31 protein-coding genes are annotated in these 26,281 nt (G+C 60.2%); 1 reads left to right on the forward strand and 30 read right to left on the reverse strand.

The window, feature by feature from the left end; translation table 11 throughout:
* Positions 1-165 precede the first annotated feature (165 nt).
* The 10 genes from B0T39_RS07745 to B0T39_RS07790 form a co-directional block, all read right to left on the reverse strand.
* A complete protein-coding gene (locus B0T39_RS07745; protein WP_081545559.1) occupies positions 166-564 on the reverse strand; it encodes a hypothetical protein in 399 nt (132 codons plus the stop codon).
* Positions 564-1,085, reverse strand: coding sequence for an N-acetylmuramoyl-L-alanine amidase (locus B0T39_RS07750; RefSeq protein ID WP_081545560.1), 522 nt, complete (start codon positions 1,083-1,085; stop codon positions 564-566). The genes B0T39_RS07745 and B0T39_RS07750 overlap by 1 nt, the downstream gene beginning before the upstream one ends.
* A gap of 66 nt (positions 1,086-1,151) precedes the next feature.
* Positions 1,152-1,427, reverse strand: a complete 276-nt coding sequence (locus B0T39_RS07755; protein WP_081545561.1) for a phage holin family protein — start codon at positions 1,425-1,427, stop codon at positions 1,152-1,154.
* Entirely contained in the window at positions 1,424-1,804 is a 381-nt protein-coding gene (locus tag B0T39_RS07760) for a putative holin (RefSeq protein WP_081545562.1), read from the reverse strand. The genes B0T39_RS07755 and B0T39_RS07760 overlap by 4 nt, the downstream gene beginning before the upstream one ends.
* A 15-nt stretch (positions 1,805-1,819) precedes the next feature.
* The gene (locus B0T39_RS07765; RefSeq protein ID WP_141111121.1) at positions 1,820-2,107 is read right to left on the reverse strand and encodes a DUF5658 family protein; all 288 of its coding nucleotides are present in this window, start codon (positions 2,105-2,107) and stop codon (positions 1,820-1,822) included.
* Positions 2,104-3,720: a tail fiber domain-containing protein gene (locus B0T39_RS07770; protein ID WP_081545564.1), complete on the reverse strand. Its 1,617-nt coding sequence runs from the start codon at positions 3,718-3,720 to the stop codon at positions 2,104-2,106. The genes B0T39_RS07765 and B0T39_RS07770 overlap by 4 nt, the downstream gene beginning before the upstream one ends.
* A 214-nt stretch (positions 3,721-3,934) precedes the next feature.
* Positions 3,935-4,291, reverse strand: a complete 357-nt coding sequence (locus B0T39_RS24900; protein ID WP_141111122.1) for a hypothetical protein — start codon at positions 4,289-4,291, stop codon at positions 3,935-3,937.
* 4 nt (positions 4,292-4,295) lie between these two features.
* A complete protein-coding gene (locus B0T39_RS07780; RefSeq protein WP_081545565.1) occupies positions 4,296-8,048 on the reverse strand; it encodes a host specificity protein J in 3,753 nt (1,250 codons plus the stop codon).
* Positions 8,048-8,614, reverse strand: a complete 567-nt coding sequence (locus B0T39_RS07785) for a tail assembly protein (protein ID WP_081545566.1) — start codon at positions 8,612-8,614, stop codon at positions 8,048-8,050. Before B0T39_RS07785 ends, B0T39_RS07780 begins: the two co-directional genes overlap by 1 nt.
* Positions 8,607-9,314: a C40 family peptidase gene (locus B0T39_RS07790; protein WP_081545567.1), complete on the reverse strand. Its 708-nt coding sequence runs from the start codon at positions 9,312-9,314 to the stop codon at positions 8,607-8,609. Before B0T39_RS07790 ends, B0T39_RS07785 begins: the two co-directional genes overlap by 8 nt.
* A 124-nt stretch (positions 9,315-9,438) precedes the next feature.
* Here B0T39_RS07790 and B0T39_RS07795 point away from each other — a divergent pair, with 124 nt between their 5' ends.
* The gene (locus B0T39_RS07795; RefSeq protein WP_081545568.1) at positions 9,439-9,927 is read left to right on the forward strand and encodes a surface-adhesin E family protein; all 489 of its coding nucleotides are present in this window, start codon (positions 9,439-9,441) and stop codon (positions 9,925-9,927) included.
* Between the two features lie 5 nt (positions 9,928-9,932).
* On the opposite strand, the gene B0T39_RS07800 is transcribed toward B0T39_RS07795, so the two are convergent.
* From B0T39_RS07800 to B0T39_RS07895, 20 genes are all read right to left on the reverse strand, one after another.
* The gene (locus B0T39_RS07800; RefSeq protein ID WP_081545569.1) at positions 9,933-10,622 is read right to left on the reverse strand and encodes a phage minor tail protein L; all 690 of its coding nucleotides are present in this window, start codon (positions 10,620-10,622) and stop codon (positions 9,933-9,935) included.
* On the reverse strand, positions 10,619-10,960 hold the full coding sequence (locus B0T39_RS07805; RefSeq protein WP_081545570.1) for a phage tail protein: 342 nt from the start codon (positions 10,958-10,960) through the stop codon (positions 10,619-10,621). The genes B0T39_RS07800 and B0T39_RS07805 overlap by 4 nt, the downstream gene beginning before the upstream one ends.
* A 2-nt stretch (positions 10,961-10,962) precedes the next feature.
* A complete protein-coding gene (locus B0T39_RS07810; protein WP_081545571.1) occupies positions 10,963-13,641 on the reverse strand; it encodes a tape measure protein in 2,679 nt (892 codons plus the stop codon).
* A gap of 2 nt (positions 13,642-13,643) precedes the next feature.
* The gene (locus B0T39_RS07815) at positions 13,644-13,988 is read right to left on the reverse strand and encodes a DUF1799 domain-containing protein (protein WP_081545572.1); all 345 of its coding nucleotides are present in this window, start codon (positions 13,986-13,988) and stop codon (positions 13,644-13,646) included.
* A gap of 8 nt (positions 13,989-13,996) precedes the next feature.
* Positions 13,997-14,377, reverse strand: coding sequence for a hypothetical protein (locus tag B0T39_RS07820; RefSeq protein ID WP_081545573.1), 381 nt, complete (start codon positions 14,375-14,377; stop codon positions 13,997-13,999).
* A gap of 9 nt (positions 14,378-14,386) precedes the next feature.
* Positions 14,387-15,316, reverse strand: coding sequence for a phage tail tube protein (locus B0T39_RS07825; protein ID WP_081545574.1), 930 nt, complete (start codon positions 15,314-15,316; stop codon positions 14,387-14,389).
* 61 nt (positions 15,317-15,377) lie between these two features.
* Complete coding sequence (locus B0T39_RS07830) at positions 15,378-15,764, reverse strand: hypothetical protein (RefSeq protein ID WP_141111123.1); 387 nt, start codon at positions 15,762-15,764, stop codon at positions 15,378-15,380.
* 107 nt (positions 15,765-15,871) lie between these two features.
* Positions 15,872-16,333, reverse strand: coding sequence for a hypothetical protein (locus B0T39_RS07835; RefSeq protein ID WP_141111124.1), 462 nt, complete (start codon positions 16,331-16,333; stop codon positions 15,872-15,874).
* Positions 16,334-16,395: 62 nt separating this feature from the next.
* Positions 16,396-16,806, reverse strand: a complete 411-nt coding sequence (gene gp17, locus B0T39_RS07840; protein ID WP_081545577.1) for a tail completion protein gp17 — start codon at positions 16,804-16,806, stop codon at positions 16,396-16,398.
* Positions 16,807-17,280: an HK97-gp10 family putative phage morphogenesis protein gene (locus tag B0T39_RS07845; protein WP_176219512.1), complete on the reverse strand. Its 474-nt coding sequence runs from the start codon at positions 17,278-17,280 to the stop codon at positions 16,807-16,809.
* Positions 17,273-17,593 carry a phage head closure protein gene (locus B0T39_RS07850; RefSeq protein ID WP_081545579.1) on the reverse strand — a complete coding sequence of 107 codons (321 nt, stop codon included), beginning with the start codon at positions 17,591-17,593 and terminating at the stop codon, positions 17,273-17,275. The genes B0T39_RS07845 and B0T39_RS07850 overlap by 8 nt, the downstream gene beginning before the upstream one ends.
* A gap of 2 nt (positions 17,594-17,595) precedes the next feature.
* Entirely contained in the window at positions 17,596-18,129 is a 534-nt protein-coding gene (locus B0T39_RS07855; protein WP_081545580.1) for a head-tail connector protein, read from the reverse strand.
* Positions 18,130-18,147: 18 nt separating this feature from the next.
* A complete protein-coding gene (locus tag B0T39_RS07860) occupies positions 18,148-19,359 on the reverse strand; it encodes a phage major capsid protein (protein ID WP_081545581.1) in 1,212 nt (403 codons plus the stop codon).
* A 4-nt stretch (positions 19,360-19,363) separates the two neighbouring features.
* Positions 19,364-19,891 carry an HK97 family phage prohead protease gene (locus tag B0T39_RS07865; RefSeq protein WP_081545582.1) on the reverse strand — a complete coding sequence of 176 codons (528 nt, stop codon included), beginning with the start codon at positions 19,889-19,891 and terminating at the stop codon, positions 19,364-19,366.
* Entirely contained in the window at positions 19,875-21,116 is a 1,242-nt protein-coding gene (locus B0T39_RS07870; RefSeq protein WP_081545583.1) for a phage portal protein, read from the reverse strand. The genes B0T39_RS07865 and B0T39_RS07870 overlap by 17 nt, the downstream gene beginning before the upstream one ends.
* A complete protein-coding gene (locus B0T39_RS07875; protein ID WP_081545662.1) occupies positions 21,113-22,738 on the reverse strand; it encodes a terminase large subunit in 1,626 nt (541 codons plus the stop codon). Before B0T39_RS07875 ends, B0T39_RS07870 begins: the two co-directional genes overlap by 4 nt.
* Positions 22,739-22,824: 86 nt before the next feature.
* The gene (locus tag B0T39_RS25800) at positions 22,825-23,328 is read right to left on the reverse strand and encodes a P27 family phage terminase small subunit (RefSeq protein ID WP_254894512.1); all 504 of its coding nucleotides are present in this window, start codon (positions 23,326-23,328) and stop codon (positions 22,825-22,827) included.
* 237 nt (positions 23,329-23,565) lie between these two features.
* Positions 23,566-23,943 carry an HNH endonuclease signature motif containing protein gene (locus B0T39_RS07885; RefSeq protein ID WP_081545584.1) on the reverse strand — a complete coding sequence of 126 codons (378 nt, stop codon included), beginning with the start codon at positions 23,941-23,943 and terminating at the stop codon, positions 23,566-23,568.
* Between the two features lie 708 nt (positions 23,944-24,651).
* Positions 24,652-25,410 carry an ATP-binding protein gene (locus tag B0T39_RS07890; protein WP_176219514.1) on the reverse strand — a complete coding sequence of 253 codons (759 nt, stop codon included), beginning with the start codon at positions 25,408-25,410 and terminating at the stop codon, positions 24,652-24,654.
* Positions 25,394-26,275: a hypothetical protein gene (locus B0T39_RS07895; RefSeq protein ID WP_081545586.1), complete on the reverse strand. Its 882-nt coding sequence runs from the start codon at positions 26,273-26,275 to the stop codon at positions 25,394-25,396. Before B0T39_RS07895 ends, B0T39_RS07890 begins: the two co-directional genes overlap by 17 nt.
* Between the last annotated feature and the right edge of the window lie 6 nt (positions 26,276-26,281).

Here is a 26,281-nt window from a genome sequence, read left to right on the forward strand (position 1 = left end):
CTCAGCTTCCACTGCAAGTATGCCTACACTATAGGTCCTCCATCAGTTGACAAAGTTCATTTTTTCTCACTTTCTATCACATCAACCAGAGCCCGCTCCCTCAACACGCATTGCCCATACTGCCGCGCCAGCTGCAAGTAACTCACGGCCAGATCATCCCAGTTGTCAGTTAGCGACGGGTCTATCTGCGGCGCTGGCGCGGTCAGATTGTGCGGCAGCGATGGCCGCGTTGACATCGGCAACGCCGGCGGCGAGCTGGCGCAGCCGCTCAGCATCAATACGACAATCAGCAGGCAAGGGAACCAGTTTTTCATGCGTTCGATACTCCACGATTCGAGTTTGAGTTTTACCCGCCAGGGCGTCGGCTTGTTGCTGGATGCGCCCGGCCAGGCCGTCCAGGCGCGCGGCCTCGGCGGCGAAGCTGGCCAGCGCCTGGCGCGCTGCGGTTAGTTCGCGGCCAGCCTGCTTGCGCTGCTCAGCGTCGCCACGCGCGTCCCAGCCCAGCCACCAGGCAAGCGCCAGCGCCGCCAGAACGGCCAGCGCCTTGAGCAGTAGCGCACGCATTAGCGGGCCTCCAGCAACACCGCCGCTACCGCCCGCGCCAGATCCATTTTTTTAGTCTGGTATGCCGCCAGCTCCACCGGATTGCTGATGAAAAACAATTCGACGATCACGCCGCCGGCATTGACGAATGCGAGCCGGCCACGCGGGGTTTTGCTTTGGTCTATCCAACCCTGCTCACCCCGCAGCGGACTGCCCAGCACGGCGGCTATGGCGGCGCTGATGCGCCGGCTGACGTCACGCTTACCCGGCAGCGAGATGGACTCCACGCCGCGCGCTTGCGGGTTTACTGCGGCATTGCAATGGAACTCAACAGCCAGACCGACACCGCCGGCCAGCTTCACCGCCTCCGACAGCGGCTTGTTGTCTTTGCCTTCGCCATCGGTCAGCACGTCCGCGCCGGCCTGGCGCAGTTCGTGCGCAACTAGGTTGCGGAATTCGGCGGCTATGTCGGCTTCACGATAGCCATTAGCCACTGCGCCCGGATCAACATTGCTATGGCCAGCAGATACGAGAATTTTCATGTTTACGTCCTCTAGAAATGACAAAGCCCCGCATTGCGGGGCTTGGATTGAATGGATAGAAAGCGGTTAGCGGTAAGGCTGCGGCCGGCGGAGCACGTCGCAGACATTGCCGCGCGAGCGGAACACCGCTACACAAAGAAACAGGTTGATTACCAACCCCGCAGGGCCGACTTGAGCGCGCCCTACCACACCCTCAAAACCGGCCCAGGCGCTGGCCACAATAAGCGCGTAGGCGAGCCAGCAGGCCCATAGACGATGACGCGCGCCATCGCGGCGGAACATCAGCAGCCGCCAGCAGATCGCGGCGCAGATAACGGCGTTTACAGCTGCGATTGCGGTCATTTTTTCATCCCCAATGGCACGGACAGCGCGCCAGCCTCTGCGCGTCTAATCACGAACTGCAACAGCTTGACGGAGCACGCGCCAGCGGCCAGCGCGCCCACCGTGTCCGGGACGGTCAAATCACGTTGCGTCAGCGCATCGACAATGACGTCGATAATGCCCGCCGTCAGATGCCCGCCAAAGGTGCCGCCGGCCACCGAGGCCACCAGGTAAATCACACGTTCGACAACGCCACAATCGCGCACTCCCACAACAAACACCGCGCCGCCCGCAAACGCCGCAAACACAACGCCGTCACTGAAATACGGCAGCAGCGAGGCCAGCCACAACGCCACCGCCCCACCGACCGCGCCCACGCTCGAAACAGGTTCAGACATAGATTCCCCAAAAGATTAGGGCCGGTTTTGCCGGCCCTTTTTGATTTGATAAATATTGCTGCCCACGATTACGAGATACATCGCGCACAGCAGCGCGTAAGCCGGCCAGGGCGGCCGCAACAGCACGCAGCCCAGCAGCAGCGCCAGCTTAGTCAGCAGCAGCGCCGGCAGTACGCCCAGGCGCTGCATCAGCCACGCCAGGCGGCTGTTAAGCTCACGCGCGCCCAGGCGCTTGAGCGCGTACACCGTTGTCGCCACGTCCAGCAGCTGGAGCAGCGCCGCCAACACCATTAAAACCGTCATTGCTTACGCCCCTCCAGTTCTATGACTCGATGCGACAAGAAATCAACTTGCGCGGATAGTTCTTTTATTGCCTCCACAAATAAGCCCGCCAAATTTCCATAAGCTACCGACAGCGTTTTATCATCATCCGCTGTTTCTATTACCGCCTCCGGCAGCACCCCTAAAACCTCTTGAGCAATCAAACCTGTTTGCCGACAGTTCATATCTAACCGGTTATAGGTATATCCGCCCAATTGTTTGACCTTACCCAGCGCATTATCAATGCGATGAATATTGGTTTTCAGGCGAATATCCGACAACCCCGTCACACTGCCCGCCGCCGTCATATTGCCGGAGCGGGAATCAACCATCCAACGCCACGCCCCGGCACTCCACCCACCCAATCCGAACACCCCATCACCGCGCAAACCAAGCTTAACTGCCCAGTGGCCCGGCACATGAAATGCCATGGCGGCCATTTCCGTGCTACTGCCACTACCGCCGTAAGCGCTACCCACTTCTAAACTACTTTCACCATTACCTCCCATATCCGAATTGAGGTAGCCAGCTGTAATTTTCTTTCTCGCAGTGATGTTGCCAGGCGCTTCATAATCACCACCCGACCACGAGTGGCTATACGTCGAATCGCCACTTCCCGCCAGATGCATTACGGCAGAGACAATCCCTGTGTCACTCGAATTTGCATGCACATCAAACGCAGCTAAATGGCGCGTACCATGCTGAACAGCACGCCAAACCGCATAGGCCGCCGCATTACTTGGACAAGACAACAAAATTGACGCCTGCCGCTCCCTCCACTCGGCATAAGCTCCACCGGCAATTGAGGAGAGAATTGAACCTGCAAATGACTTTTCCCCCCTTATCACCTGCGCCGTATCTATAGTTACTGGATCAAGATTCCCGTAATGCCACAGGTCATACCATGGATTCCATTTCTTCGCATCAGAATCATGCGTTCGAAAACGCAAAACATTCCCACCGACATACGACGCATTCAGCTGACATTGATATCCATTACTAATTCCCAATCCGCCAAATGACAAAAACGGCCCATAAACATCTGAGGAGGTTCCATAATTAAACCCCATCTCTCCCGCATAGATATCATCAAGCGTGACTTTATCATCGTAATGAAGTCGTCCCCGACGCTTGCGGATAAAGTCCCCATCATTAGAACTATGCCAAATCCTATTTGCCTTGGCCTTCACCCCTCCCCATTTTGTTTTGCCATCAACAGCCACGCGGAAATATAGTTCGTTTGTATAGTGGGAAAAAATCTGCAAGCGACGGGTGCTACCGCTCTCCATAGAGAAGTCAAGCATCATGTCCGAATACCCCGGACGATATACCTGATACACTCCAGGCGGTAAATCGCCATCCTCCTTACCATCGTCGACTTGCCCACGCACAACAAAACTATCCGCCTTTATTCGCGCAACAGTACCACTCAACGCCCGCCAGCTTGGCACCTCGCGCGCCACGCCATCCTCGCCAACAATTTGCGCCGTGTCGCTATCGGGATTGAACACCGACTGGAATGCCTTAATCGTGACATAGTGGATGCGCTGATATTTGGATAGCTCCGCCGCCAAGCTCGCCCAGTCCGTAGCCATTTACTACCCCCCACAATGGAAGAAGCCCCGCTAGAGCGAGGCTTCGGATATTTTGATTTGATTTGATTGATGCACGTCAGCATGTCGGCCACTTCCGGAGGCGCACCAGGGAACGCGGCCACGAATTTCCATAGCGCATCCAGCTGCTCGCAAACGTCAGGATATTCCACCGCTCGCAGCGGGACATGATCCGGCGTAAAGTGAATTTTCTTTTTCATGGCCACGTCACCATAAATACCGCCGCTTGCAAAGGCCATGCCTGCACCTCGACGCAATATTCACCAGGAGCGCCAAACGAAAGCGCGCATTCTTTTTCAAGGCAGGTATACGACTCACCATTGATCACAATACGGCACGGCGCTGGAAGCCCACGCAATTCAAACCCAACCAGCCGCGCCGGATTTCCAGGCCGAGATACAACTTGCCCTTGCCAGACATATTGCGTATGCGGGTCCGCCACACCTTGAATAATGCACTTACCGGCGGCAATATCGATGGCGATGTTTTCCGGGCGACTGGTCCCAAATTGCAAAACCCGGCCATTGGCCGGGTCATATTCAATTACATCCACTTAATTACCTCCTGAACAGCACGCAGCCATATCGAATACTAGCGAATGATTGTGATTGCGGCACGCCACGACACCCCACCCGCACCGTTTCACCCGCGCTCACATTCAGCACAATCAGAGCGCTTTGGCCCTCGCCACTAATTGTCCTATCCCTTGCATACAACAAGCCGCCTTTATTCAGCGGCGGCGGCAATTCGGCAAACACCAACATCGTCCCAGAGTCGGAGCAATAGAAGTTGAAACTGTAATCAAAGGAGTTCACCCAGCCACTACTTGAAATGGTTCGGGTATCCGCCTTAGTCACGGCTTCACCCTTAATCTGCATAGTATCGACTTGCAAGTTTCGGATATACGCCGCGTCCATGCCGGACATGTCCACCACCACCGCGCCGGCATCGTTTTTAATCGTCATCCCGCGCGTGTCGATTTGGCCAACAGTCAACAACCCCTTAATCCATTGCGCCCCCATGCCTCCAAGCCCAACAATGACATTGCCGGCGGCATCCTTTAGCTCAAGCCCCTTGCCATCAATTTTGTCCGCTGTCACGCTTTTGCCGATTAATGCATTCCCAGACAGCGAACCATCAATCAGCAGATCACCGGCCAGCCCCAGCGCCGGCCGCCCGTTTACACTCCCCAGGACAAACACCTGGCGCGAGCCGCTGCCGTCCGGCAATGAAATGGCGAAGCGGTCAGCGAGGATGTCAAAAGCGCTACCATGCTCATCCGCGCGCAAACCGAAGCCCGCGATTTTGCCGCCGGCAGTAACCTTTACCACCTTCTCCGCCAGCACGCCGTCAACAACGCGCGACACCTCCTTAATCGTTGATGTCTGGCCGCTTACTGTGGATGTGAGCGCGGATACGGTTTCCGCCATCGCCTTGTTCTGACTCGTCCTAACGGTCGACTCACCCAAGATCGCCGCCTTGTTTTCGCCGGTTTCCGCCTTCAGCGCCGATACATCGCGCGCCAGCGCCTCAACCGCCGTTGCCCTAACGGTTTTCTCTTCCGCAAGCCCCGCCTCGTTTTCGCCCACCTTCGCGGCCAGCAATAGCCTGTCCGTCGCCTCTTGCTTCAGGCCGTCACTCACGGCCCGCAGCTCACGCTTGGCGAATGCGTAGTTTTCGCCTTGCGTTTTGTGCAACTCGTCGGCTGTCAGCAGCTGGTGAAGATTGGCTTCAATCAGCGAGTCCACGCCGGATTGAATGTCCGGCAGGCGCTCCAGCGGCTCGCGGATGCTGGCTTGCAGCTCGGTGGATGTGATGCTGTTTTTCAGCTGCTCCAGCAGCAAGCCGGGGTCTTTCAGCGTCTCGGCGCTGGCGCGGGCAAAGGGCGACACATTGCCCCAGCTATCGACTACCCGCAGCCAGTAATGGCAGCGAACGCCGATGCTGCGCCCGGTATGCGCATAGCTGTTTGTTGGATAGGCGATGTCCGCCAGCAGCTGCGACTTGCCGTCGTTCTCCGTTTCGCTGAAATACAGTTCCGCGCGCAGCAGGTCAGGCACGCCAGGCGGATAGCGCCAACTCAGATTGACCACCATCGCGCCGCCTTGCGCCGCCAGCGAGGGGGCCGGCGGCGGCGTATGATGGCCTTTTGCGGTGACGCTGGCCAGCGCCGGCACGCTGCGCAAGCCGGTAACTGACACGCTGGATACGCGCACCTGCCACGCCCCTGGCTCAATGCCTTCAATCTCCGCATGATTGGCGGACACCTCCGGCAGCTCGCGCCAGTTGCCGCCCTCTTGCCGTAGCCCCACCACATAGCCGCGCAAATAGGGATGCGCCACCGCTGGCCAATCCACGTCTAGGCGCACGGCGCGGCGTCCGTCGCCAGTCAGGTAGGACAGTTCGCGCACACTCACCGCCGCCACCGCCGGGATATGGGTCGGGTCCGGCAAGCTGGAGTCCGGCGGCGGCTCTATTCGAATGCCGCTCTCTACCGTTTCCCATTTGCCGGGGTTGTGCTGCAAACCCTCCACTTGATAGACGCCCGGCTCTTTTTCTACGCGAGCGGTACAACGCCAGATAGTTGGCTGCAAGCTGGTGGCAATCAACGCCCAGGTAGCGCCGTCAACCGGCTGCGCGGAGAACGGCGTCACCAACTTAAGCGAGGCGAACTCACCCGGCACCACCACCACGCCGCGCCGCTCTAGCCGGCCATCCGGCAACGGGCATTCCAGGCTGTACGCCTCCCCCTCCGCCAGCGTTACCGGCGCGTCCAGCTCCACGCTTACGCCAGCCACTCGCACCAGCCTGCCACCAATGCGCCGGCCGGCCACCACCGGGTCAAACACCGTGAATAGTTCGCCCGGCATCAGATCGCAAGCATACAAGCCGGCGCTGAACGCTATCAACTCGGTTTCAGTCTGCGCGGTTTCGAGGATGTAGCGCCCCAGCTGCTGCGCTTGCGCGCGGCTGGTGCAGCCCACCGCCACCACTTGCGCGGGGTTGTAGCCATAACGCACCAGGCCGGACGGATGCTCGACGTATTCAACTGAGCGCTTCCAGCCGTCCGCCGGGTCAACAAAGGACACCGAGGCAACACTATGCCGGTCCCCCTCCTCCGTGCTGGAGTAATTGAACTCACCCCCAAGCACATTGCCGGGCATGAAGTGCTTGGCCGCCGCGTCGCCGGGCATGTCGGCCATGACTCGCACACCGCCGGCAAAGGGCACGACCTTGCCGCAGAACACGGACGCGATGTCTTGCAAGGCCTTCCACGCATCCGCGCCGTCCGAGTGGTAAGCGTTCATCTCGAAGCGGCGGCGGGTGCCGCCCTGGCCATCGCTCACCAACTGATCGCACCAGCGCGCGATGCGATACAAGTCCCATTTCCACGCGCCATCCGGCGGCAAATTGACGTTGTAGCGCTTATCCGTGCCGAAGGTATACAGCCACCAAGCCGGATTACTGCTGCGCGCCGGCTTGAACGTGCCGTCCCACGCGCCGGCATACTCGCCCGTAACCGGGTTGTAATTGCTCGGCACTTGCAGAACCGCCATATCCCATTCGCTGGCGATTTCCGGGAATGAGCTGAAGGCCTTAGCGTCGAAGGTTAGCCCCAGCATCGCGTAATTGGGATATGACAGCTTTAGGCTTTGCAATACCGTATAGCTATCCCAGTCCGTGACGTTGACTAGGTTTTGCGTTGCACTGTCGCCCGTCACGCGCCGGACACGCACATCCCAGGGGCCGGACTCGGGCAGCTCAACGCGCACAGCGCGCTGATATTTCCCGCGCGTCTTGCCGCTGATATTGATAGTCCGCGCCTCGCGCCATTGCTTGGCCCCTGCTGGCCTCACATCCACGGCAAGATCAACACTAGTCGGGTTGGTATCGCCATTCTCGGAATTGACCGCAAACAAGCCGCGCACGGCCACAGTAACGCGGATGGCGCTAGCGTCCAGATTGTCGATATGACGCACCAGGCCCGGCCCGGCCTTGACCTCAACGCCCACCGAATACTCGGTTTCAATTTCATCAAAGCCGGCAAGCGGAGCCTGTGCCGCCGTGCCCGCGCGGGATTCAACACGCACGCGCTCAAAATTCCGCGTGCCGTCAACATTGAGCAAGGGGACGCCATTGAAAAACACCGACTTTTCGCCGTCCACCAGGCCGCCCCACTCCCCCAGCCCCACCAGCATCAACACCCTGGCCGTGGCGCTGGACTGGAGCGTATCGGGAGCCTCCACCGGGCGGCGCGTCTCTCCTCCGCCGCCACCGCCGCCCGCTCCGATAATCGGCATGTGCTGCATTACAAATCCTCCACGCTCACCCCGGCGGACACCACGATTCCGCCGACACGATGGCGGCCACACCCCCAGGGCGCGGGCATGCCCTGCGCGCTGGAATTGGCCGCTCCATTGAACAGATAAGACGGCTTGTTTTCCTGCCGCTCCCCCTGGCCGTAACCCATTTTGGGAACCGGTGTTAGCAGCATCATGGCCCCGCCCAGCATTAGCCCCGCTCCCACCGCCATCAGAGACGTGCCGCCCATATACCAAGTCAAAGCGCCGGCAACGATCAACACCGCGCCAAGCAGCTTATTCGCCGCGCCGCCGGCTCCAACAATCTCCGGCATGATCAAGATGTCGCCGGATGAAACCAGATTAAGCTCTCCCTCGCTGACGTCACGATCCGCAACCGTCACGCGGAACATCAGCCCGGCCTCATCCGCCGCGCGTAGGGCGTTGTTAAACCCCGGATACAGCGCATTGAGCGCCACCACCGTTTCCCCCACGCTACGCACGGCCAGCCTATGCTCGCCGCCAAAGCACCGCCCCAGGTCGCCGCCCAGGCGGACTGTCCGCAATTCACTCATGCCCATGCCTCCAAACGCCCACCGCGCAACGCTCCCAATAACCGCCAAATAGATGCGTTTCCGACTGGCGGTCGCGCAAGTGATGCAATATCGCCCCGTCGCCCAACCACAGCGCGACATGATTCGCCACGCTGGCGCGAATCTGCATCATGATGATGTCGCCGCGCTGCGGCGGCCCGGACACGCGCGCAAAACCAAAGCGGGCGGCGTCACGCTCCAGCACGTTTTCCCCGCGCTCCCACCAGCCATCTAGCGCCGCCGCCGGGGACCGCCCCAGCGCTTGGCCGCGCTCCGCCGCGTACCAGTCCCGCACCAACTCCCAGCAATCGAACACGCCATAGCAATAGGGCCGAGCCAGGTAGGGCGCGCGCCAGCCGCTTGGCTCGACATAGCGGTAATCCCCGCCGGGATGGCTGACGATGTGCCAGGGCAAGGCGGTACGCTCGCACATAGCCAGATCAACCAGGGACGGGTCCGCCGTCGCGTCCGGGTGGCTGTGCCAGACCCCTACCACGCCGCCTAGGCGCTCCGCCGCCGCATAGTCCACCGGGTCTATGCGAAATTGCGTCAGCGGGTCCGCCGCCAGATTGCGGCAGGGATAAACGCGCCCGGTATCCAGCACCAGGCCGCATGCCTCGGCAGTTCCCGCAGATGCGGCAAAAGCCAACATCAGGCTAATTTGATCTGCGCTTGCTCTCATGGATCACCCATAAAAAAAGGCCGCATAAGCAGCCATCGAAAAAAACAATCAACTAGTGATATGATTACCGCTGAAATGACATAAACATTTCCAACTTACAATCACTCACTAAAAGAGAATATAGATGCGTAAAATTATTGCCCTTAGTCTTCTCGCCCTATCTACTACAACCCTCGCATCCAGCTGGGACTTAACTTACTTCAGCCCGAAAACCGGCACCTTATTCATTGACAAGGACAGCATCACTGATGGCCCAGGTGGCTCAGTAAAATTCTGGACCTTGTTTGCCCCCCGTTTCGAAATAGGCAAGCCCGGCGAAGACTATGCATACAATCAATCCATGCATCTCATTAACTGCAAAGAACGAACAGCCGCCCTGAAAAAATCCACCTACTTTGACGAAAATCGTATTCCCCACGATGCCAAGGTAGCCGACGATAAGCCACAGGACATCACACCCGATTCCGAGAATGATTTCTTGTGGACTTATATTTGTAAGCCTGAATCTCGAAAAGAAGTTGCAACATCCCTCAAAGGCGGAATCAACGAGTTTATTCAATCTCAACTCAAGTACGCCCGAGAGAACAAGGCCTATCGCCAAAATAGAAACTAATAACCTCAGCTATAACGCCGCATGCCAGGGCAGCCGGCGTAATTGCTCAGATTGTCGCGCAAGCGGCAGGCCTGCACCGTCTTGCAGCAGGCATCCAGCCGGATGTCTGTAACCGGCTTGTTATGGGCGTCAAACATGGCTGCGCCCTGATAGCCGCAGTCCGGCCCGCGATAGGTCACATGGGCCGGACAATAGCGCGTCACCAGCACCCCCGGCGCGGCGCGCCCGGCCATGTCCAGCGCGCTGCGCAGTTCGAACACAATCACGCTGCCGTTATCAGAAATACGGCGATTGATAATCCAAATTTCTTCCGGGTGCATCTCCGGCGCGCCTTCCAGCTCGCCGCCGGCCAGGAACTTGGCATAGGTCAAACGCCGTACCACGGTCCAGCCCACCAGGCCTTGATGCTGGCGCACCAGGGCGGTAAACACGCCCCGCACTTCCCGCCCGTCCGGCAGCTGCGCCAGGTTGCTGATACTGAGCTTGGGGCGCGGCGCACCCCGGCTTTTCGACTCATAGCCGCGCCCCTCCACCGCCCAGGCCTCATACAGCAGGCCTTGAAAAGTCAGCGGCTGGCCGTTGCCGCTGCCGGTGAAGCGCATGGATTGCATGTTGACGCTGGCCGGCGGCCGCAGCTCATAGAGTTCGATTAAGGCATCCGGCACCAGCTTTTGCATTTCTGCTGTAATCATCATTCCCCCGGATCAAATACTTGTTCAAACGCGCAGCTAATGGTTTCGTCATTGTGGCCGTGAGGAACCCAGCTCCAGTCCTCGCACACCACCTTGATTCGCCCCTTGCCCGGATACTGAAACCAGAACCAGCGCGCCCCGCCATGGCGCAACAAAAACGCCTCAATGCGCTCAATCTCGGCGCTGTCGTACTGGAACACCAGGCGGCGACTAACGGGGGCGTTGTTGATACCGTCACGCACCCGCTGCGCGTAGCCATCGCCAAACCCCGCCTTGCGCACCCGTGGCCGCCGCGCCGCCTCGCCGCCAAAATTAGGCACCCATTCAAACACCTCCGCCATGTCTACCCCTTCACAAACTGATAAATCGAGCCGTCCGGCATCATTGAGTCGTGGATTTTGCTATCCACCACCGACTCAATCAGCACCAGAATCTCACGCCCCCCGCCCGGCTTTTCGCGCTCCTCAGCACGGGCAGAAACATTGGGCGCGGAGCATTGAACCATCACACTGACCTCAACCGGCTTGCCGCCACCGGCCTCCTGCTGATTCATGCGCTGCAAGTAGGTCTTCAGGTCAGCATTGGTGCGGTTGTCGATAACCCGCTCACCCTTCTGCAGCAACCACGTCCCCTCACGCGGCACGCTATCAATGCCGTCATGCGCCATGCCGGTTAAATTGGTGCTGGTGATGGAGCTAACCAGGCCGGCAGTAGCGGACACCACGGTCGCCATCGCGCCCAGGTTCGCCGGAAATGGGCCGGATGCCGCAGCCGCCGCCACGGCCTGCTGAATCTTGATAATGGAATCCGCGATGGCAAACGCCTTGCTCGCGGCGAACATGGCCCGATAGATGGCCGAATTCTTACCTTTGAACGAGGCCGCCAGGCCGGCCAGGTTGTCGAATAGTTGCGAGGTGCTGGACAGCATGGCGGACGCCCTGTTTCGCTCCAGGTTCAGCATGTCCGCGTTCAAGCGCTCTTGATTCATGCGGACATAGTTGGCGCGCTCGGTTTCCGTTAGCGTCGTGGCCTCCATAATCAACTGCCGGCGGCGCTCGTACTGATCGCGGATTTGCTGTTCTTCCGGGTCCAGGCCGATAGACTGCCGTTCGCTGCTGCGCAGATCGTCAACCGCCCGCTCGTGCCGCCTATCCTCCAGCCGGCCATATTTGGCCTTTTCCTCATCGCTCAAACCGTCATTCGAGCTGATATCTAGCGAGCGCTGCGCATGCTCTTGATCCAAGCGCTCTTTCGAGTTGTTGTACTCGCCACCGCGCAGCCGCTTGGCGACATCGCGCTGATGCGCCTCGAACACCTCGACGTCACGGTTAAGCTCGGTCAGGAATTTCTTGTTCTCCTGTCGCAGCTGGCGCACCGAGTCCAATTCCGCCGCCAACGTCATTAGGCGTTGCTGGGAAGCCGCGCTCATCCCGGCATATTTGCCCTCGGCAATTTCAAACCGCACTTTCTCCGCCGCCGAAAGCTTTTCAACGCCCATGATTTCGCGCTGAATCGCATCAATCGCACCGTCTTCTTTTCTTGCCTGTGCGCCGGCTTTGCGCCGCTCCGCTGCCTGCGACTTGTCGAACTTCTCCCGCATATTGGCTAAGGCGGTTTGGTGCGCGCGCTCCACCTCCTTAACCGCCTCGCTACCCTCACCCATCCCCAACGCCTTAAGCTCTTGGATGCGCAGCTTGTAGGCATCGGCCTCTTTCTTTACGCTCTTGTCGTACTTGTCACGATCTGACAGCCGGCTATCGTCTTCCGCATAGATTTTGACGCGCGCCTTGGCGTCCTTGATCGCGGCTTCACGGGCCTCGGCCTGGCGCTGGGCCGTCATCGTGTCCGCCCCTACCGTCTTGGTTTTTTTCTCCAGCTCGGCGAGTTCGGCGCGCATTTGCGCCAACACCTGTTTTTTTGACTCCAGCGAACCCGATACCGAGAAATCCGTCAGCGTTTTTTCCTGAGCTACAATCTTCTGCCGCAGCTGCGCCATGCGCCCCTCGGTGGAAACAGCTTTAAACTGGCCATTTAACGTAGGTGTAAATGCCTTGAGCGCCACCCAGCCACCCGACCCCATCTGCCCCCAAAAGCCAGCACCCTGGGCCCTGGCCTCTCGAATCGCCTCCGCAATACCTTTAAACTTGTCAGCCATCATTGCCAATTGGCTGGACACAAATGCGCCCAGTCCTGACTGAGCAACCTCGGTTTTCATTTCGCCCCAGGCATTGGTAAAGCGCGCGCTGGCCTTTTGGGCTTCACCACCAAAGTTTGCAGCGTCGGCAGACATCTTTTGCAGCTCCGCCGCAAACTTGGGCAGGAAGTCGGCGGCAAGTACCTGGCCGCTTTCCAACATCTTGGTAAATTCGCCCGTCGTCACATTCAACGCCCGCGCGGCGGCTTGCGTCGCCACCGGCAAATGCTCCGCCAGCTGCTGCTTAAACTCCTCGGACTGGACAACGCCCTTGCCCGCCATTTGCACCAGGGCGAGCATTGCGCCCTGCGCAGAACTGGCGGACAAGCCAAAGGCGCTAGTCGCAGTCGTCAGGGACTCGAACACCTGGCGCGCATGCGCCGCCAGCGACGTCCCCTTGACCGCTCCGGCGAACTGGGCGTAAGACCCCGCCGCCTGCTCGAAGTCCGCGCCCAGGCGATTGGACAGCGCCCGCAGCCAATCTATATCTTGCGCGATGGCGCGCAGATTGCCGCCATTCGCGTAAAACAAAGATTTCTGCAAGCGCTCGCTGGCAATCTGCGCTTGATTCAACGCAGCGGCCACATTGAGCACAATGTCCTTCACTACGCCCAAGCTGAAGCCGGCAGCGATTGCGCCGCCGGCCTTGGCCAATAGATTGGCGCTGCCGGCGGTTTGCTCCAGGGCATTGGCCGCGCGGCGGCTGTCCTTCTCAATGCTGTCCAGCGCGCCGCCCACCTCGCGGCGCGTTGCCTGCATATCGGCGGACAGCTTGGCCACATTGGCCTCTAGATTGATGATGAGCGAGCCAACCGTCTGCGCCGCCATCCTTACCCCCTTTTCTTAGACAAACACCGCAGCGCTTCAAACTCCATGCCCAGCAGCCACTCGAAGCGCTCCGCGCCCAGCTCGACGCCCAGCGCCCTCTCCACCACCGGCAGCGCCGCATAATCCAGGCCCAGCACGCCGGCAGGTCCGGCACGCCATTGGGTTTGCATGCCCTGCCAGACCCGCCAGACCGGCAGGCCCTCCGCCATTAGCTCAAACACCTCCGGCTCACGCTCGTCCGGCAAGGCGGCGTCCGCCGCCTCCGGCGACATGCCGGCGTCTATCAACGCCTGGCGGTCGTCGGCGCGGCTGACCAGGGCGGCGCGCTCACCGTATTGCCAGCGCACCGCCGCTATCAGTTTTTTGCGACGGCCCCGTAACGCAGCTCATGCACCGCACGCGAAAGCGCCTCGTTGATTTGCGGCCCATACACCGAAAGCAAGGCGGCCTCCAGCGAGGCGACAGAGAAGGCCAGCGGCTGGCCGTTTTCATCGGCCACCCCCTCCCAGCTGGTAAACACCTCGGCGAACATTTGCGCGTTGGCGCGGTAGACCCCGGACACTCCGACGCCCACGCTCTCTCGCTCGCTGTGGCGTTCGAAAAACGCATCCCAATCCGGCTGCGACATCAGCCGGCCCGTCAGATGAATGGTCACGGCAACTAGGGCGCCAGATTCGGCACGGGCTTGAAACTCGGCTTTAACTTGAGCCTTGCCGCTGGTGGATAGCTTGAACATGAGGTTTCCTTATTTGACTGTGAGTTTGATTTCGTCGTCGCCGGCAGTCGGCAACAGCGCAAGCGGCAGGGTTGTCATGCTGATGTTGTCGCTATCGGCGTAATCGGCATTGCCAATGCTGACCGTGGCGTCAATCTGGATCACATTGCCCGGCGTTATGCCATGCACCAGCTTGAGCGCGCCGGCCTGGCCGGCCTTGGCGTGCGCGAACCAATCCTTTTCAGCCATCTTGCTGGACTCAACTTGCGCGGAGCCGCTGGGCTTGCGCCCGGTAATCAGCACGCGCTCAACGCCGCCAGGCAGGGAGCGGTGTTTAACCTCATTGGCCATATCCAGGCTCAGGCTTTCCACGGAGGGACTGAAACCAAACAGCGCGAAGCTTTCGACATTGGCGGCGTCGAAAGGGACCGGGGTTTTAAACTGGGTGAAGGCCAGCGCCGGCGCTTTGGCGTCCACGATCCCGCCATGCACCCCGGTGAAGGTGAATTTCATTTTCGGGAAGGCCTTGTTCTTGAGTTCAAACGAGACATTGCCGCGCGCGCCCAGCAACTTGTGTTGCACTCCGTCCAGCACGTAATAAATTGTCAAAGACTTGTGCCCCTCGGAAATGGGCGAATACTCCACCGCCGTATCCTTGGCCACGGTTTCCGCAAAGCCGCAGCCTTGCAGTAACACCCCCCAGCCGGGAGCCTGGCCCAGCACGCCGGAGCCGGCCAGCTCCACCTCGAACTCCGCCTTCATACGCACACCCGTTACCACGGACTCGGCATTGCCGAAGTAAGGCCGCACCACATCGCGCTCAGCCTTGTCCGCGTCCAGGGGCGTGACTTTGGGACTCGATACCAGGATGGCGTTAGCCGCGCCCGTCGGCACCGCGTCCACGCCCTCCTTGGCTTCCACCTTGGCCACGACGGCCACCCGCTTACTATTCAGCGCCACAACGCTCTCCCAAAATGAAAACGGCCCGCCAAGGCGAGCCGTTATTTGCAATTACACCGACCTACAGCGCGCCGGCTTGGCGGCGGTAGTCAATCCAGTATTCAGCCTGGCACAGGCCAAGCTCCGCGTTTTCCTCGTCAAAGTCCCAGTCCACCGCCCCGGACTCGATCGACAGCCCAAGCTCCGCCGCTGTCCGATGCAGCAGGCTATGCGCTTGAGCACGCACCGGCTCGCATACCTCGTGTGGCGACACCTCCACCGCCCCGCGCGGGTCGCCCTCCGCCGACACTTCAACCACCACTTGCAAGCGGCGGTACTCGAAGCCAACCGGCGCACCCGGCACCGGAATATCCCGTTTTTGATGCAAGAGAATGCAAGGAAAATCTGTGAAACTCAGCACCCGCCCCAAGCTGCGCGTCACCCTGTCGCCGGCAGCCGTCGCCCCCATAAGCGCGGCCTTGAATGCCGACACAATCCGCTCCGCCTCCGACATACGCCCTCCAGAAATGCGAAACCCGCCTGGCGGCAGGTTTTTGGTGAGATGGTATTTGAACGTCAGGCGCTGATTTTTTCAGCCAACAGCTTTTTAATGCTCTCGCTCTGATACAAATCGGCGAACTCCAGCGCGCTGCGGTATTGCTCCGGCCTCAGCGGCTGAGCAAGCAAGCGCTCAGCCTCAGCCGTCTGGCCGGCGCGGATGGCGTCACGAATCGCATTTAAGCGCGCGTCCTGCTCCTCCGGTCGCTGCTTCAACGTCTCTTTCCCAGCCTCAGCCAGGGGCGTCAAAGCAGCGTGGCAATGCTTGCAGCGGCGCGCGTCCATGCGCACCAACTCGCGGCACTCAGGACAACGCACATGCGTTTCCGGCGAGGGCACCGGCTCCGCTTTCAGATTGGGCAGCACCAGCACAAACACCACGCCCAGCCAAGCCAGCAACCACCACCAACCGCTACGCCCTCGGCTTTTTGCTGCCAGGTAAGCGAGAACAGACCCCAACACAATCACCAGCAATTCCATACCACACCCGCGTTTAATGAAAGAAAACCATAAAAAATGCCGTTTAGGTTAGCACCCCAGCACTACCCCGCCAAGGGCGGGCGCTCGCGCCAGTGAAACGCCCAAGTCTGCGCCACTACCGCCGGCATGCCCTCGGCCACATCATGCTCACTCTCGAACACAACGCGCCGGACCTCGTAACCCGTGCCGCCACTACCGGCCAGCCCGCCCCGCCAGCCACTCAGGCCCCGGCGGATCGCAGCGGCCACGCTGCAAGCCGTGTCGTAATCCTCCGCAACAATGGATAGCTGCACCTGGCACGCCTCCAGGCCAGCCACCCCACCCGCGCCCAGGCGCTCACGCTGCGCAATGCGCTGATACGCAACAGCGGGCAAGGCCGGCTCCGGTGGCAACTCGCCAGGGTAGACCCGGCCCGCCAGCGCGCCCGCCGCCGGGCCAGCCGCCAGCAAAGACACAATGATTTCGCCCAGCATTTAGCCCCCTTGCGTCAGCTCGCCGCTGACCAGCGCGCGGCGAACTTCATCGCCCACCACGCCCAGCGCCTGCGGCAGCTTGCCCGCCGCCGGACGCATGAACGGATAAGGCGGGACAAATTGCCCCGCCCCCTTGAGCACTTCGCGCGCCGCAGTCCGCCGCCTCTCGCCGCCAGCCAGCTTTTGCCCCTTGCCTCGTTTGACGTGTCCAAATTCGACAAACCGCCCATACCAGGCACGGGAACGCAAACCGACCTTGTACGCGATGGACCCGCGCCGCCTCGTGCCGCGCGAGCTGGCCACCACGATTGATTTAGCCAACAAGCCGGAACGCCGCCGCACCACCCGCCGCGCCTCATCCCGCACCAGGGCGGCCCCCTTGCGCAGCCCGCGCCGCAGCACCTTATTGCGCAGCTTGACCGGCACGCCGTCAAGATTGCGAAACAGCGCCTCCAGGCCTTGCACGCTATCCATTGCCATCATCCCTTTCCAGCATCAGCACCAGATAGCCGCGCTGTTTATGCGGCTCCACGGTCTTTACCTTGAACGGCCCGCCCTCCAGCTCCACACGCCAGCCATGAGCCACCGGCCGCCGCCGCACCGTCGCCCGCACGCTGCACCCGGTTTGCTCGGCCAGCGCCGCCGTGTACGTGCGCGCGCCCAGGTACTCCACTTTGGCATGCGCCGGCTTGGCGTCGGACCAGCCCGTTTTTTCCTGGCCGCTGGGCAGGCGGCGCTTGACGGGCGCACGCAACCGGATGCGGTCTTTTAGTTGGGTGGCGTTCATCCTTACGCCCTCCAAGGGTCAAGCAAGCCGTCCACAAACGACCGGGGGAGCGGCTGCAACTGCCCCTCCAGCAGCGCCTCGCGCAGCGCGTATGCCGTGGCAACGCGCAACAGCACCCATTGGCGCACCCCTTCCGGCACTAGACCAGGCTCACGCCAAGCGCCGCAGCGGAAGCGGACCCGAACCGCCACCGCGCCGGAGGGCCGGGCGCAGATCAGGCGGCGACCGCGCTCTAACCACCAATCCTCCTCCACCGGCTGTTCTCCGCCGCGACGATCCAGCGCCGCCACCCGCTCAACGTCCAGCACGTCAGGACGCAACGGCACCACCCCATCCGCCCCCCACACCGTGCGCTCCCAAACCTGCGGCAAGATGCACCGGCCAAGCGCATGCTCAGCCAACGACACCGCCGCCGCCAGGTAAATGGCAAGCAAGGCGTCGTCTTCGGTCAGGTCGTCATCTATGCGGCACTGCTGCCGCACCAGGGACAAGCCGTCAAAAAGAGGAGGCGGGGGCGTTATCAAGATTTCATCCATGCATGACGCCCCTTTCGCTTACTTCTTGGCCGCGCCGATCTTCATCAGCTTGATGGCGTTGGAGTCCATCACGCCGCCGCCCACGCGCTTGGTGGTGTAGAAGCCGACATAGGGCTTGTTGCTGAACGGGTCGCGCAAGACGCGAACACCACGAACATCGGCGATGGTGTAGCCGCGCTTGAAGTCGCCGAAAGCGATAGCCAGCGCATCCGCGCCCACAAGCGGCATATCGTCGTTTTCGGAAATGGGCTTGTTCAACAGCGTGGACACTTCGCCCGCATCGAGGCCAGGCTTCCAAAGGTAATTGCCTTCGCTGTCCTTCAGCTTGCGAATCACCGGCAGCGTCAGGCCGTTTAGAACAAACGTGCCGTTACGGCGATAGCCGCGCTTGAGGCTGTAAATCAGATCAAGCAGGGCGTCCGCAGTCAGCGATGCCGCCGCGCCGGAACTCACGTATTGCAGCGTCCCCAACTTACGCTTGTCGTCCGTCTCATCGCTTGCCCCATAGGCCAGAAAGCCCTTGGCCTTTTTCAAGCCATCACCGCCCGTAAATGCGGCGTTTTCCTGTTCGGAAAACTCAATTGCCACCTCACCCGCCAGCCAGGCCTCAGCATCGAAAAACACGTCATCCAGCATTTTTTGCGTGGCTTCCGGGTTGGCGTACAACTCGCCAAAGAACGGCGCCACCTGCGCCAATTGCGGCGTACCGGTGGCCGTGCGCGGGTCCGTTTCGCCCACCCAACCAGATTTTGCCTTGCCGGTGTTGATGAGGCGCTTGTACTCCTCATTGCCAACCGTAATGACATTGCAAATGTCGCGCATCGGCACATCGCGGCGCTCCAACTGGATGATGTTGCGGTCCAACTCCTCCGGCACTGCATAGCCGCCATCCGGCTTATCGCCAAGGTTTAGCGCCTTGGCCTCCAGCTCGGCCAGGCCATCGTCAACACCCTTGCGCATGAAGCGGCCAAAGGCCTGCTTGTGTTCGACTTGATCGCCGCTCAGCTCGCCATTGCCGCCCAAGCCGCCGCGCGCGGCCTTCTTGCTCAAATCGTCTATGGAGCGCTTGACGTTCTCCAGCTCGGTGATTGCCTTGTCCACATTGGCCAGCTTGGCCTCAAGGTCGCCAGTCGACAGCCCTTTCTCCACACGCTTCAAGCGCTCGTCATTGGTCTTTTTGAATTCTTCAAACGCGCCGCCCAGGTTTTGAACCAGTTCTTTCACTTCCATGTTATTAACTCCGCATACTGTTAATGAGCGCCTGAATGGCGTTTTTGGTTGCCGCGCTGTCGCGGCTCTTGATTCCCGTCAGCCTGGCCTGTTCGTTCGCCGGCATGGTGACGGGGGAGACTTCCCACAGATCCACTTGCTTCAAGGTCCGCACGTCCGTTACCCGGTCGTAGCTGTCCTCTCGCGTCACATAGCCGATGGACAGGCCGGACACCGCGCCGATTTTCATCAGCTCGTACACCTCCGCCCCACGCTGGACTTTTTGAGTCAACCGGCCCTCTACGTACAAGCCCACATCGTCCTCGCGCATCACCGTCCAAACGCCGATAGGCTCATCAAGCTTGTGATGCCACAGCAGCGAGGGCAGCCGCTTCTTTACCGCCCATGCCTCCAGCGAAGCGGAAAACGCACCCTTGGCGACAATGTCGCCGTGGTTGTCCACCACCCCGAACACGCTTGCATAGCCAGAAAAAAAGCCGTCATCGTTGACGGCTTTGATTTCCAGGCTGAAGCTCTTATGATCCAGCGCCACTACCTCCCCCTTTCCTGATTGCCGCGTCACGCGCCATATCCACCGGCACCATATTCAACGGCACAAAGCGCATATCGCCACCCTCATACGTGTCCATGTCCTCCATCTCCAAAATATCGTTTGCCGACAGCGCCCCTACGCCATGCAGGCTCCGGTAAAACTCGCCCCGCGTCTTGGTGTCGCCGCGCAGCAGGTTGTTGAACAGGAAAGACGCATAGAAGTCCTGGCGCTCTTGCTCCGTCAGCACATCACGCGCCAGCGCCTGCTCCCAGCGCAGCGCCCAGGGGAGCAAGGTATCCGTCACATACTCTTGGGATTGGTTTTCGATATTGGAGAACGTGGCCTTGTCCATGATGCCGACCTTGTGCGGCGGCATACGGTAGAGTCTGGCCACCTCCTCCCCCTGATACTTGCGCGTCTCAAGAAACTGTAAGTCACTCAGCTTCAGGCCCAGGGATTCCCACGCTAACCCCTCCTCAAGAATGACGGGGGCGGCAGCGTTCTCCAGCCCGCCGTTTTCACGCCAGGACTCTTGCAGCCGCTTAAACGCAGGGTCCGACAACTTGCCCGGATGCTTCAAAACACCCGGCCCCGTCACCCTGCCGCCGAACATGCGGGAGCCGTGTTCCTCCGCCGCCAGGGCCAGGCCGAAGGCTTCGCGGGCGTACTCTATCGGCGTCACCCCAACCACGCCGTCCAGCGTCAGGCCGCGCAGGTGCAACACGTCCGGCGGGTCCAACTGGATCACTCGACCGCGGCTATCGGCATAGCCATAGCTGAGTTCGAAATTTTCCAGCTGCTTTACCTGCATCCGGCCTGTTTGCAAGGGCAACAACTCCAGCACCCTGCCGCCATAGCCGCGCACGATTCGAGCGTAGCCATTGCCGCGTAGCAACATATGCGCGGTCAGCATCTGGACAAACTCAAACGAGGTTTGCCAGCTGTTAGGCGTGGACCGAAGCAAGGGATATAGCGGATGCTTTACCGCCCGCTCTTTTCCGCGCGGTAAGCGCTTGTACAAGTGCAGAGGCAGCTTTGCCATGTCCTCGCTGATGTTGCGGACACATGCAAAGCATGTGCTAACCCGCATCACCGTGGCCGGCGTGACCACTGCGCCAGTTTGTGACGCATACCCTTTCAAGAACCCCGCCACCAGGGCGGCGTTAGCATCCGCAATGGCGTTCTTTCTCCCGAACGGCCACATGCTTTTGAAACTCAGGCTCATAGCGTTCTCAATCCCCCTTCTTCGTAGACAGAGGCCTCATCCTCGATATGCGCCACCGCCCGGCTTGCCGCCATCGTTAAGGCCACAATCGGATCAATGCGACCTTGTGAGCGCTTTTTGTCAGGCTTGATGTTTTCATTGCTGTCCAATAGCAATGTCACGTTGCCGGCGCACCAGTGCAAAACCGGATTGCCGCCATGACGCAACAGCCGGCTATACACCAGGCGCTCAAGCTGCTTTGCACCAGGGGACAAGCCGGCAAAGGTTTGTGGGATTTTGACCATCGGTATTTCCTTCTCCAGCAACTTGTTAGAAACCTGCTGCGCGTTCCATCCATCGAACGCGACTTCTTGCAAGTCGTAATCAAGCGCCGCCTGCTCAATGACTTCCATCACCGGGTCGTAATCCGTGACATCACCAGGCGTCACGGTCAGGAAACCGCGCTTCGCCCAGGACTTGTAATCGCTGCCACCGTCCTGCTCCGCCGCGTCCACCTTGGCTTGAGGCACCCAGCACCAGGCCAACACATACCAATCGCCATCTTCATCCCCATCCTCCGGCGGGAACAGCAATACGAACGCAGTAATGTCGCGCGTAGACGCCAGGTCCAGGCCGCCAAAACAGCGCCGACCCTTGAGCATTTCCGGGTCAAACTTCTTGCCGCCCTTGCGCCATACCTCCATGTCAAACCAGCTAAGCGCATCGCCGACAAATACGTTCAAGTCCTTGGTCAAGAAGTTGGCGCGGGCACTAGGCAAGACCCTGGCCATGCTGGCGTTCGAATGCATGTATTCATGCCGCTTGGCGGAGCCTAGCGAGGGATTGGCCTTGATCCAGACAGCGGAATCGAATGGGTCGTCCCCCTCGTCTATCGTGTAAACGACGCCGAAAAACGAGTCATCCTCGATTTCGCCGCGTAGGACTTTGACAAGGTACGTCCGAATCTCCACGCAAATACCGGTCAGAATGAAACCCGCCGTGGTAATTGCGTTGATAAGCGGCTGCGCCCTCGCGCCCAGAGCCGACACCATCACATCCCACACTTCACGGGTTTTATGCGCATGTAGTTCATCGACCAGGCAGGCATAAGGGTTTAAGCCGTCCAGGCTTTCGGCGTTGGCCGGCAAAGGCTTGTAGACCGATTCGCCAAGAACCATCTTTTCCTGATTCGCGCCATCAAACACCCGGATCGACCGGGCCAGGCCCGGCGAGCGCTTGCGCCAGCGCTTCACGTTATCGAACGCGGGCTTGAAAACAGACATGGCTTGCTCGCGCGTCGTCGCAATCGTGTAGACCTCCGCGCCGCCCTCGCCGTCCATCATCCAGAGGTACGCGCCGATTGGCCCCCACCATGTGGACTTGCCATTCTTCCGCGCGACTTCCTCATAACCGGTGCGGAAGCGTCGCAACCCGTCCGCCTCACGCCGCCAGCCGATAAACACCGCAGTCCAAAACAACTGCCAGCCATCCAACAACAAGGGCTTACCGGCCAGCGGCCCCTTGATGTGAACAAAGCGCGTTTGCACAAAGTCTATGCAGTGCCAGGCATGCGCCGGGCTAAAAAAAAGACCGCGTTTCGCGGCCTGCTGCAAATCCCGATAATGTCGCTCGACTGCCAGCATGGTGAGCTGGCCAACCACAATTTCACCGCGTAGGACGGGCACCCCATACACCCGGTCCCACTCCTGCCACTTCTCCTCCGGCGGAATCAGCCGTAAGCGGCTGACGGGTGGCTTCTTCCGTGATTTAGCATTTCGTCGAACAGGTCGTCTTGCGGCGCTTTGTCCCCCATCTTCGCCTTGACCGCCGCCACGGATGGAATCGTTAGACATGACTCCGGCAGCCATTTAAGCAAATCCCCCTTAAGCTTCGCCGCTACATAGAACGCCGCATGCGGCTGCTGGTGGCCGTTCGGCGATGTGACAAAGTACGTCCCGTTTTTCTGCTCTACTTCGGACAGCTTGATTTCCGCATCTAGCCAGCGAACATAGGTTTTGGAGATCACGCTTACCGCAAGCCCCGCCGTCAGATGTTCCAACCCCGCATCTCGCAGATTCGAACAGATGTAATCCCACACCTTCCGCTCGCGCGGCGTCAGCTGCGCGCCCGGCGGCGACGGCGGGCTTTTCAAATCTTGCTTACCAACCGGCAATTTACCGCCGACCCCCGCGCCCCCCTGAACCACCGTGAACGGCGGCCTTGTATCGCTCATAGCGCCCCTCCAGGGCCTCAGCCCATGAAAAAAGCCCCCGAAGCGTCCTAAAACGCCTCAGAGGCTCTCTATTTTTAACCCCCCCCTCTCCAAAAACAGGAGGCCATAAAAAAGCGTGGCTAAGCACGCGGTCTTGGCCGACCGCCGCCAGACTTTTGCCCCGCCCCTCCCCCTGGCCGGGGGCCATCTCGCCCCCGGCCACTCGCCGGCCCGCCCGCGCCGTCCGGCCTTGCCGAATCAACCCGCGCGGCGGTTGCCAAACCCTCCGTCCTCACTCGCCGTTTTCCGCGAATGGCACGGAGCGCATAAAGCCTGATGGTTGTCAGGCTTCCAGAACAAACGATGGTCCCCGCAATGCGGCGTGATGTGGTCAACCACCGAGGCCGCAACGACATAGCCCAACTTTCGGCACACAACACACAACGGATTCGCCCGCAGGTATTTCAACCGGTACTGCTGCCAGCGATAGCCATAGCCTCGCTTACTCGCCGACTCTCGCCGGCCATCCACTTCTTTGTGTCGCTCTTTCCGGTGTCGCTCGCAATAGCCCGAGCCATCGCGCACCAGCGCCGCGCACCCTCTAGCCCGGCAAGGCGTCGGAGCCGATACCGCCATATCCCACCCCACAAAAAGCAACGCCCCGGCGAATCGCCAGGGCGCTGAACCAAAGGAAATGTCATGCCGCAAACCAGAAATGCAAAAAGCCCAAGCGCGTTAACACTTGGGCTTTTGTCGGATGGGGTCGCGTGAAAAGTGGCCTACGCCACTTGTTTCGCTTGCCATCCCGGCAGGTCAGATTGCTGACGGCTGGATACTGCCACAGATTTACCACGCCTGCAAGCAATCATTCTCGCGTGCTGCTCAAGCTCCCTACTGCCACGGAGCAGCAGATACCAAAACTGATCACGCCGAATACCATACTTACGAATAACCGCGCGAGGAGGAGACGACCAGATGAAATGATCCCGCAACATCCGCCGCTCAACAGAGCCAACCCCAAGCATTACCCATGCCGCTTCAATCAACTCCGCATCCTCAACATCCAGCACACGGCAATTAGACCGATACACCCGGCACACCTCGCAAGGGTCATCACTTTCATAGCAGTCCGGGCAACGATTAGAGCGAAACCGCGACTCCACAGTGCCACCCCTGCCGCCCCCACCATTCGAGCGGGAGCATGCGCCCCAATTCTGCAAGCGCTGATATAAATACTCCGGGAAGTCCTCCCGACGAACAACATCAAACGACATAACAATTCCCCTATTGACCGAGGGAATCCCTAGCCCGGTCTTGCCGGGCTTTATTTGTGCTGAGATTTTATCATGCCTTGCGGGCCCGGTAGTCCTCCCAGGGGCAATGCATGATCAAAGCGTTTTCAAACATCCGGCTCACCGCCCGCCGCCCCAGCAACTCTTGAAGCGAGGTTTGATCCTGATTCGAAATGAACACCGTAGGCCGCTGCTCCCCGCTACGCTTGTCTATTACCGAGTTCAACACCCGCAGCCCCGGCCCCCTCTCGTCCAGAATATCCACCTCGTCCAGCACTAGAACGGGATAAGCGCCGTAACGCTCCAGTACCCGCGACTCCGACTCACCGCCGCCGCCCCAGCTTTCACACACCTCCCTTTTTACCTGCTCAGACGTCACATAGCGGGCCCGAATGCCGCAACCTCGAATCAGCGCCAGCACCGCCGCACAAGACATGTGAGTTTTGCCCGTTCCCGTTTTGCCCAATAAAACCGCATTCGAGCAAACCTCCCCACGGCCCACGCCGGCCACCCAGCGCTTAAAGCTTGCGATAACAGCGACCTGCTCGTCGCAGACTCTTTCCAGCTGGCTGAACGTCGCCACAGAGAACCTACCGGGAACGCCCGCCAGTCGAAGCATACCCGCCCGCCGTCGCTCAACTTCCTGCTGACGCTCTTTTTCCTCAGTGCAGCGCGGGCAAACCGGACGACGACCAGCCGGCACAAGCGCCTCAAACGGCCCATGAGCATCACAGAGACCGGGAACAACAGCCAGGCCGAGCCGCGCGACAGCCCGTGGGAAATACTCCACAACCTCATTCAATCCAGTCATCCCCGCCCCCAGCCGCTTCCGGCGGCAGATTGCCGGATACTGGCGGCAGCCCATCGAACGCGCCATCCGGCGCCACCTTCACCCAACGATTCCCCGGCCTCGCCGGCTTGCCGGCACTGGCCGATGGCTTCGCAGTCGGACGGATAGGCCTTTCCCGCCCTTCCAGCGCAGTCTCCAGCGCAGTCTCCAGCGCGCGCGCCAGATAGTTGGCGGGAATCCGCCGGGGTAAATGGATATGCTCTCTACAGCGCAATACGGCCAGCTTCAAGACTGCCGGCGTTACCCCTGCCGCTACCCAGCCGGAGACGTCACCGGACACCCTCAATTCATCGGCCACCGCCGCAAGCTCGCTCACGCGAGCGCACGCGCGGGGTATATCTATATCAACAGATATCTCAGATATGTCCGCCTCATGATTAGATGTGGCGTCCAATTCATCAGGCCCCGCATCGCCGCCAAACCCTTGCGGGGGCTTGCTGTTTGGTCTTCCGTTCATGTCCGGCTCATTATTCCCGCTCATGCCCCCTTCCTCCTGCGGACGCAATAAGACCAAGGGCAGCCTCAAAACCAATTTCTTGACCTCATGCACCGTTGAAACCCGCTTAGCCAGGCCCTCGCGGGTCAACTCGTCCACCAACGCATCCAGTTGCTTGAGAGATGGCTTCCATGGCGCCCGCTGGCTTCCACGCGGCGGCGCAAACTGGATATTGATAGCCAGCTGCGCGCGGCTAACCGGAAAACCTCGCCCCACCAGGCCGGTGCGGATATCCACCACCGGCCGCAGCCCTAGCACATACAGCCGGAACGCCTCCAGACTGCAAGATGCAAGCGCCCCTTGCTCGTCCTCAGACAGCAAAATATGCATACATTC

The sequence above is a fragment of the Chromobacterium haemolyticum genome (genome assembly GCF_002081825.1).
Lineage (GTDB): Bacteria > Pseudomonadota > Gammaproteobacteria > Burkholderiales > Chromobacteriaceae > Chromobacterium > Chromobacterium fluminis.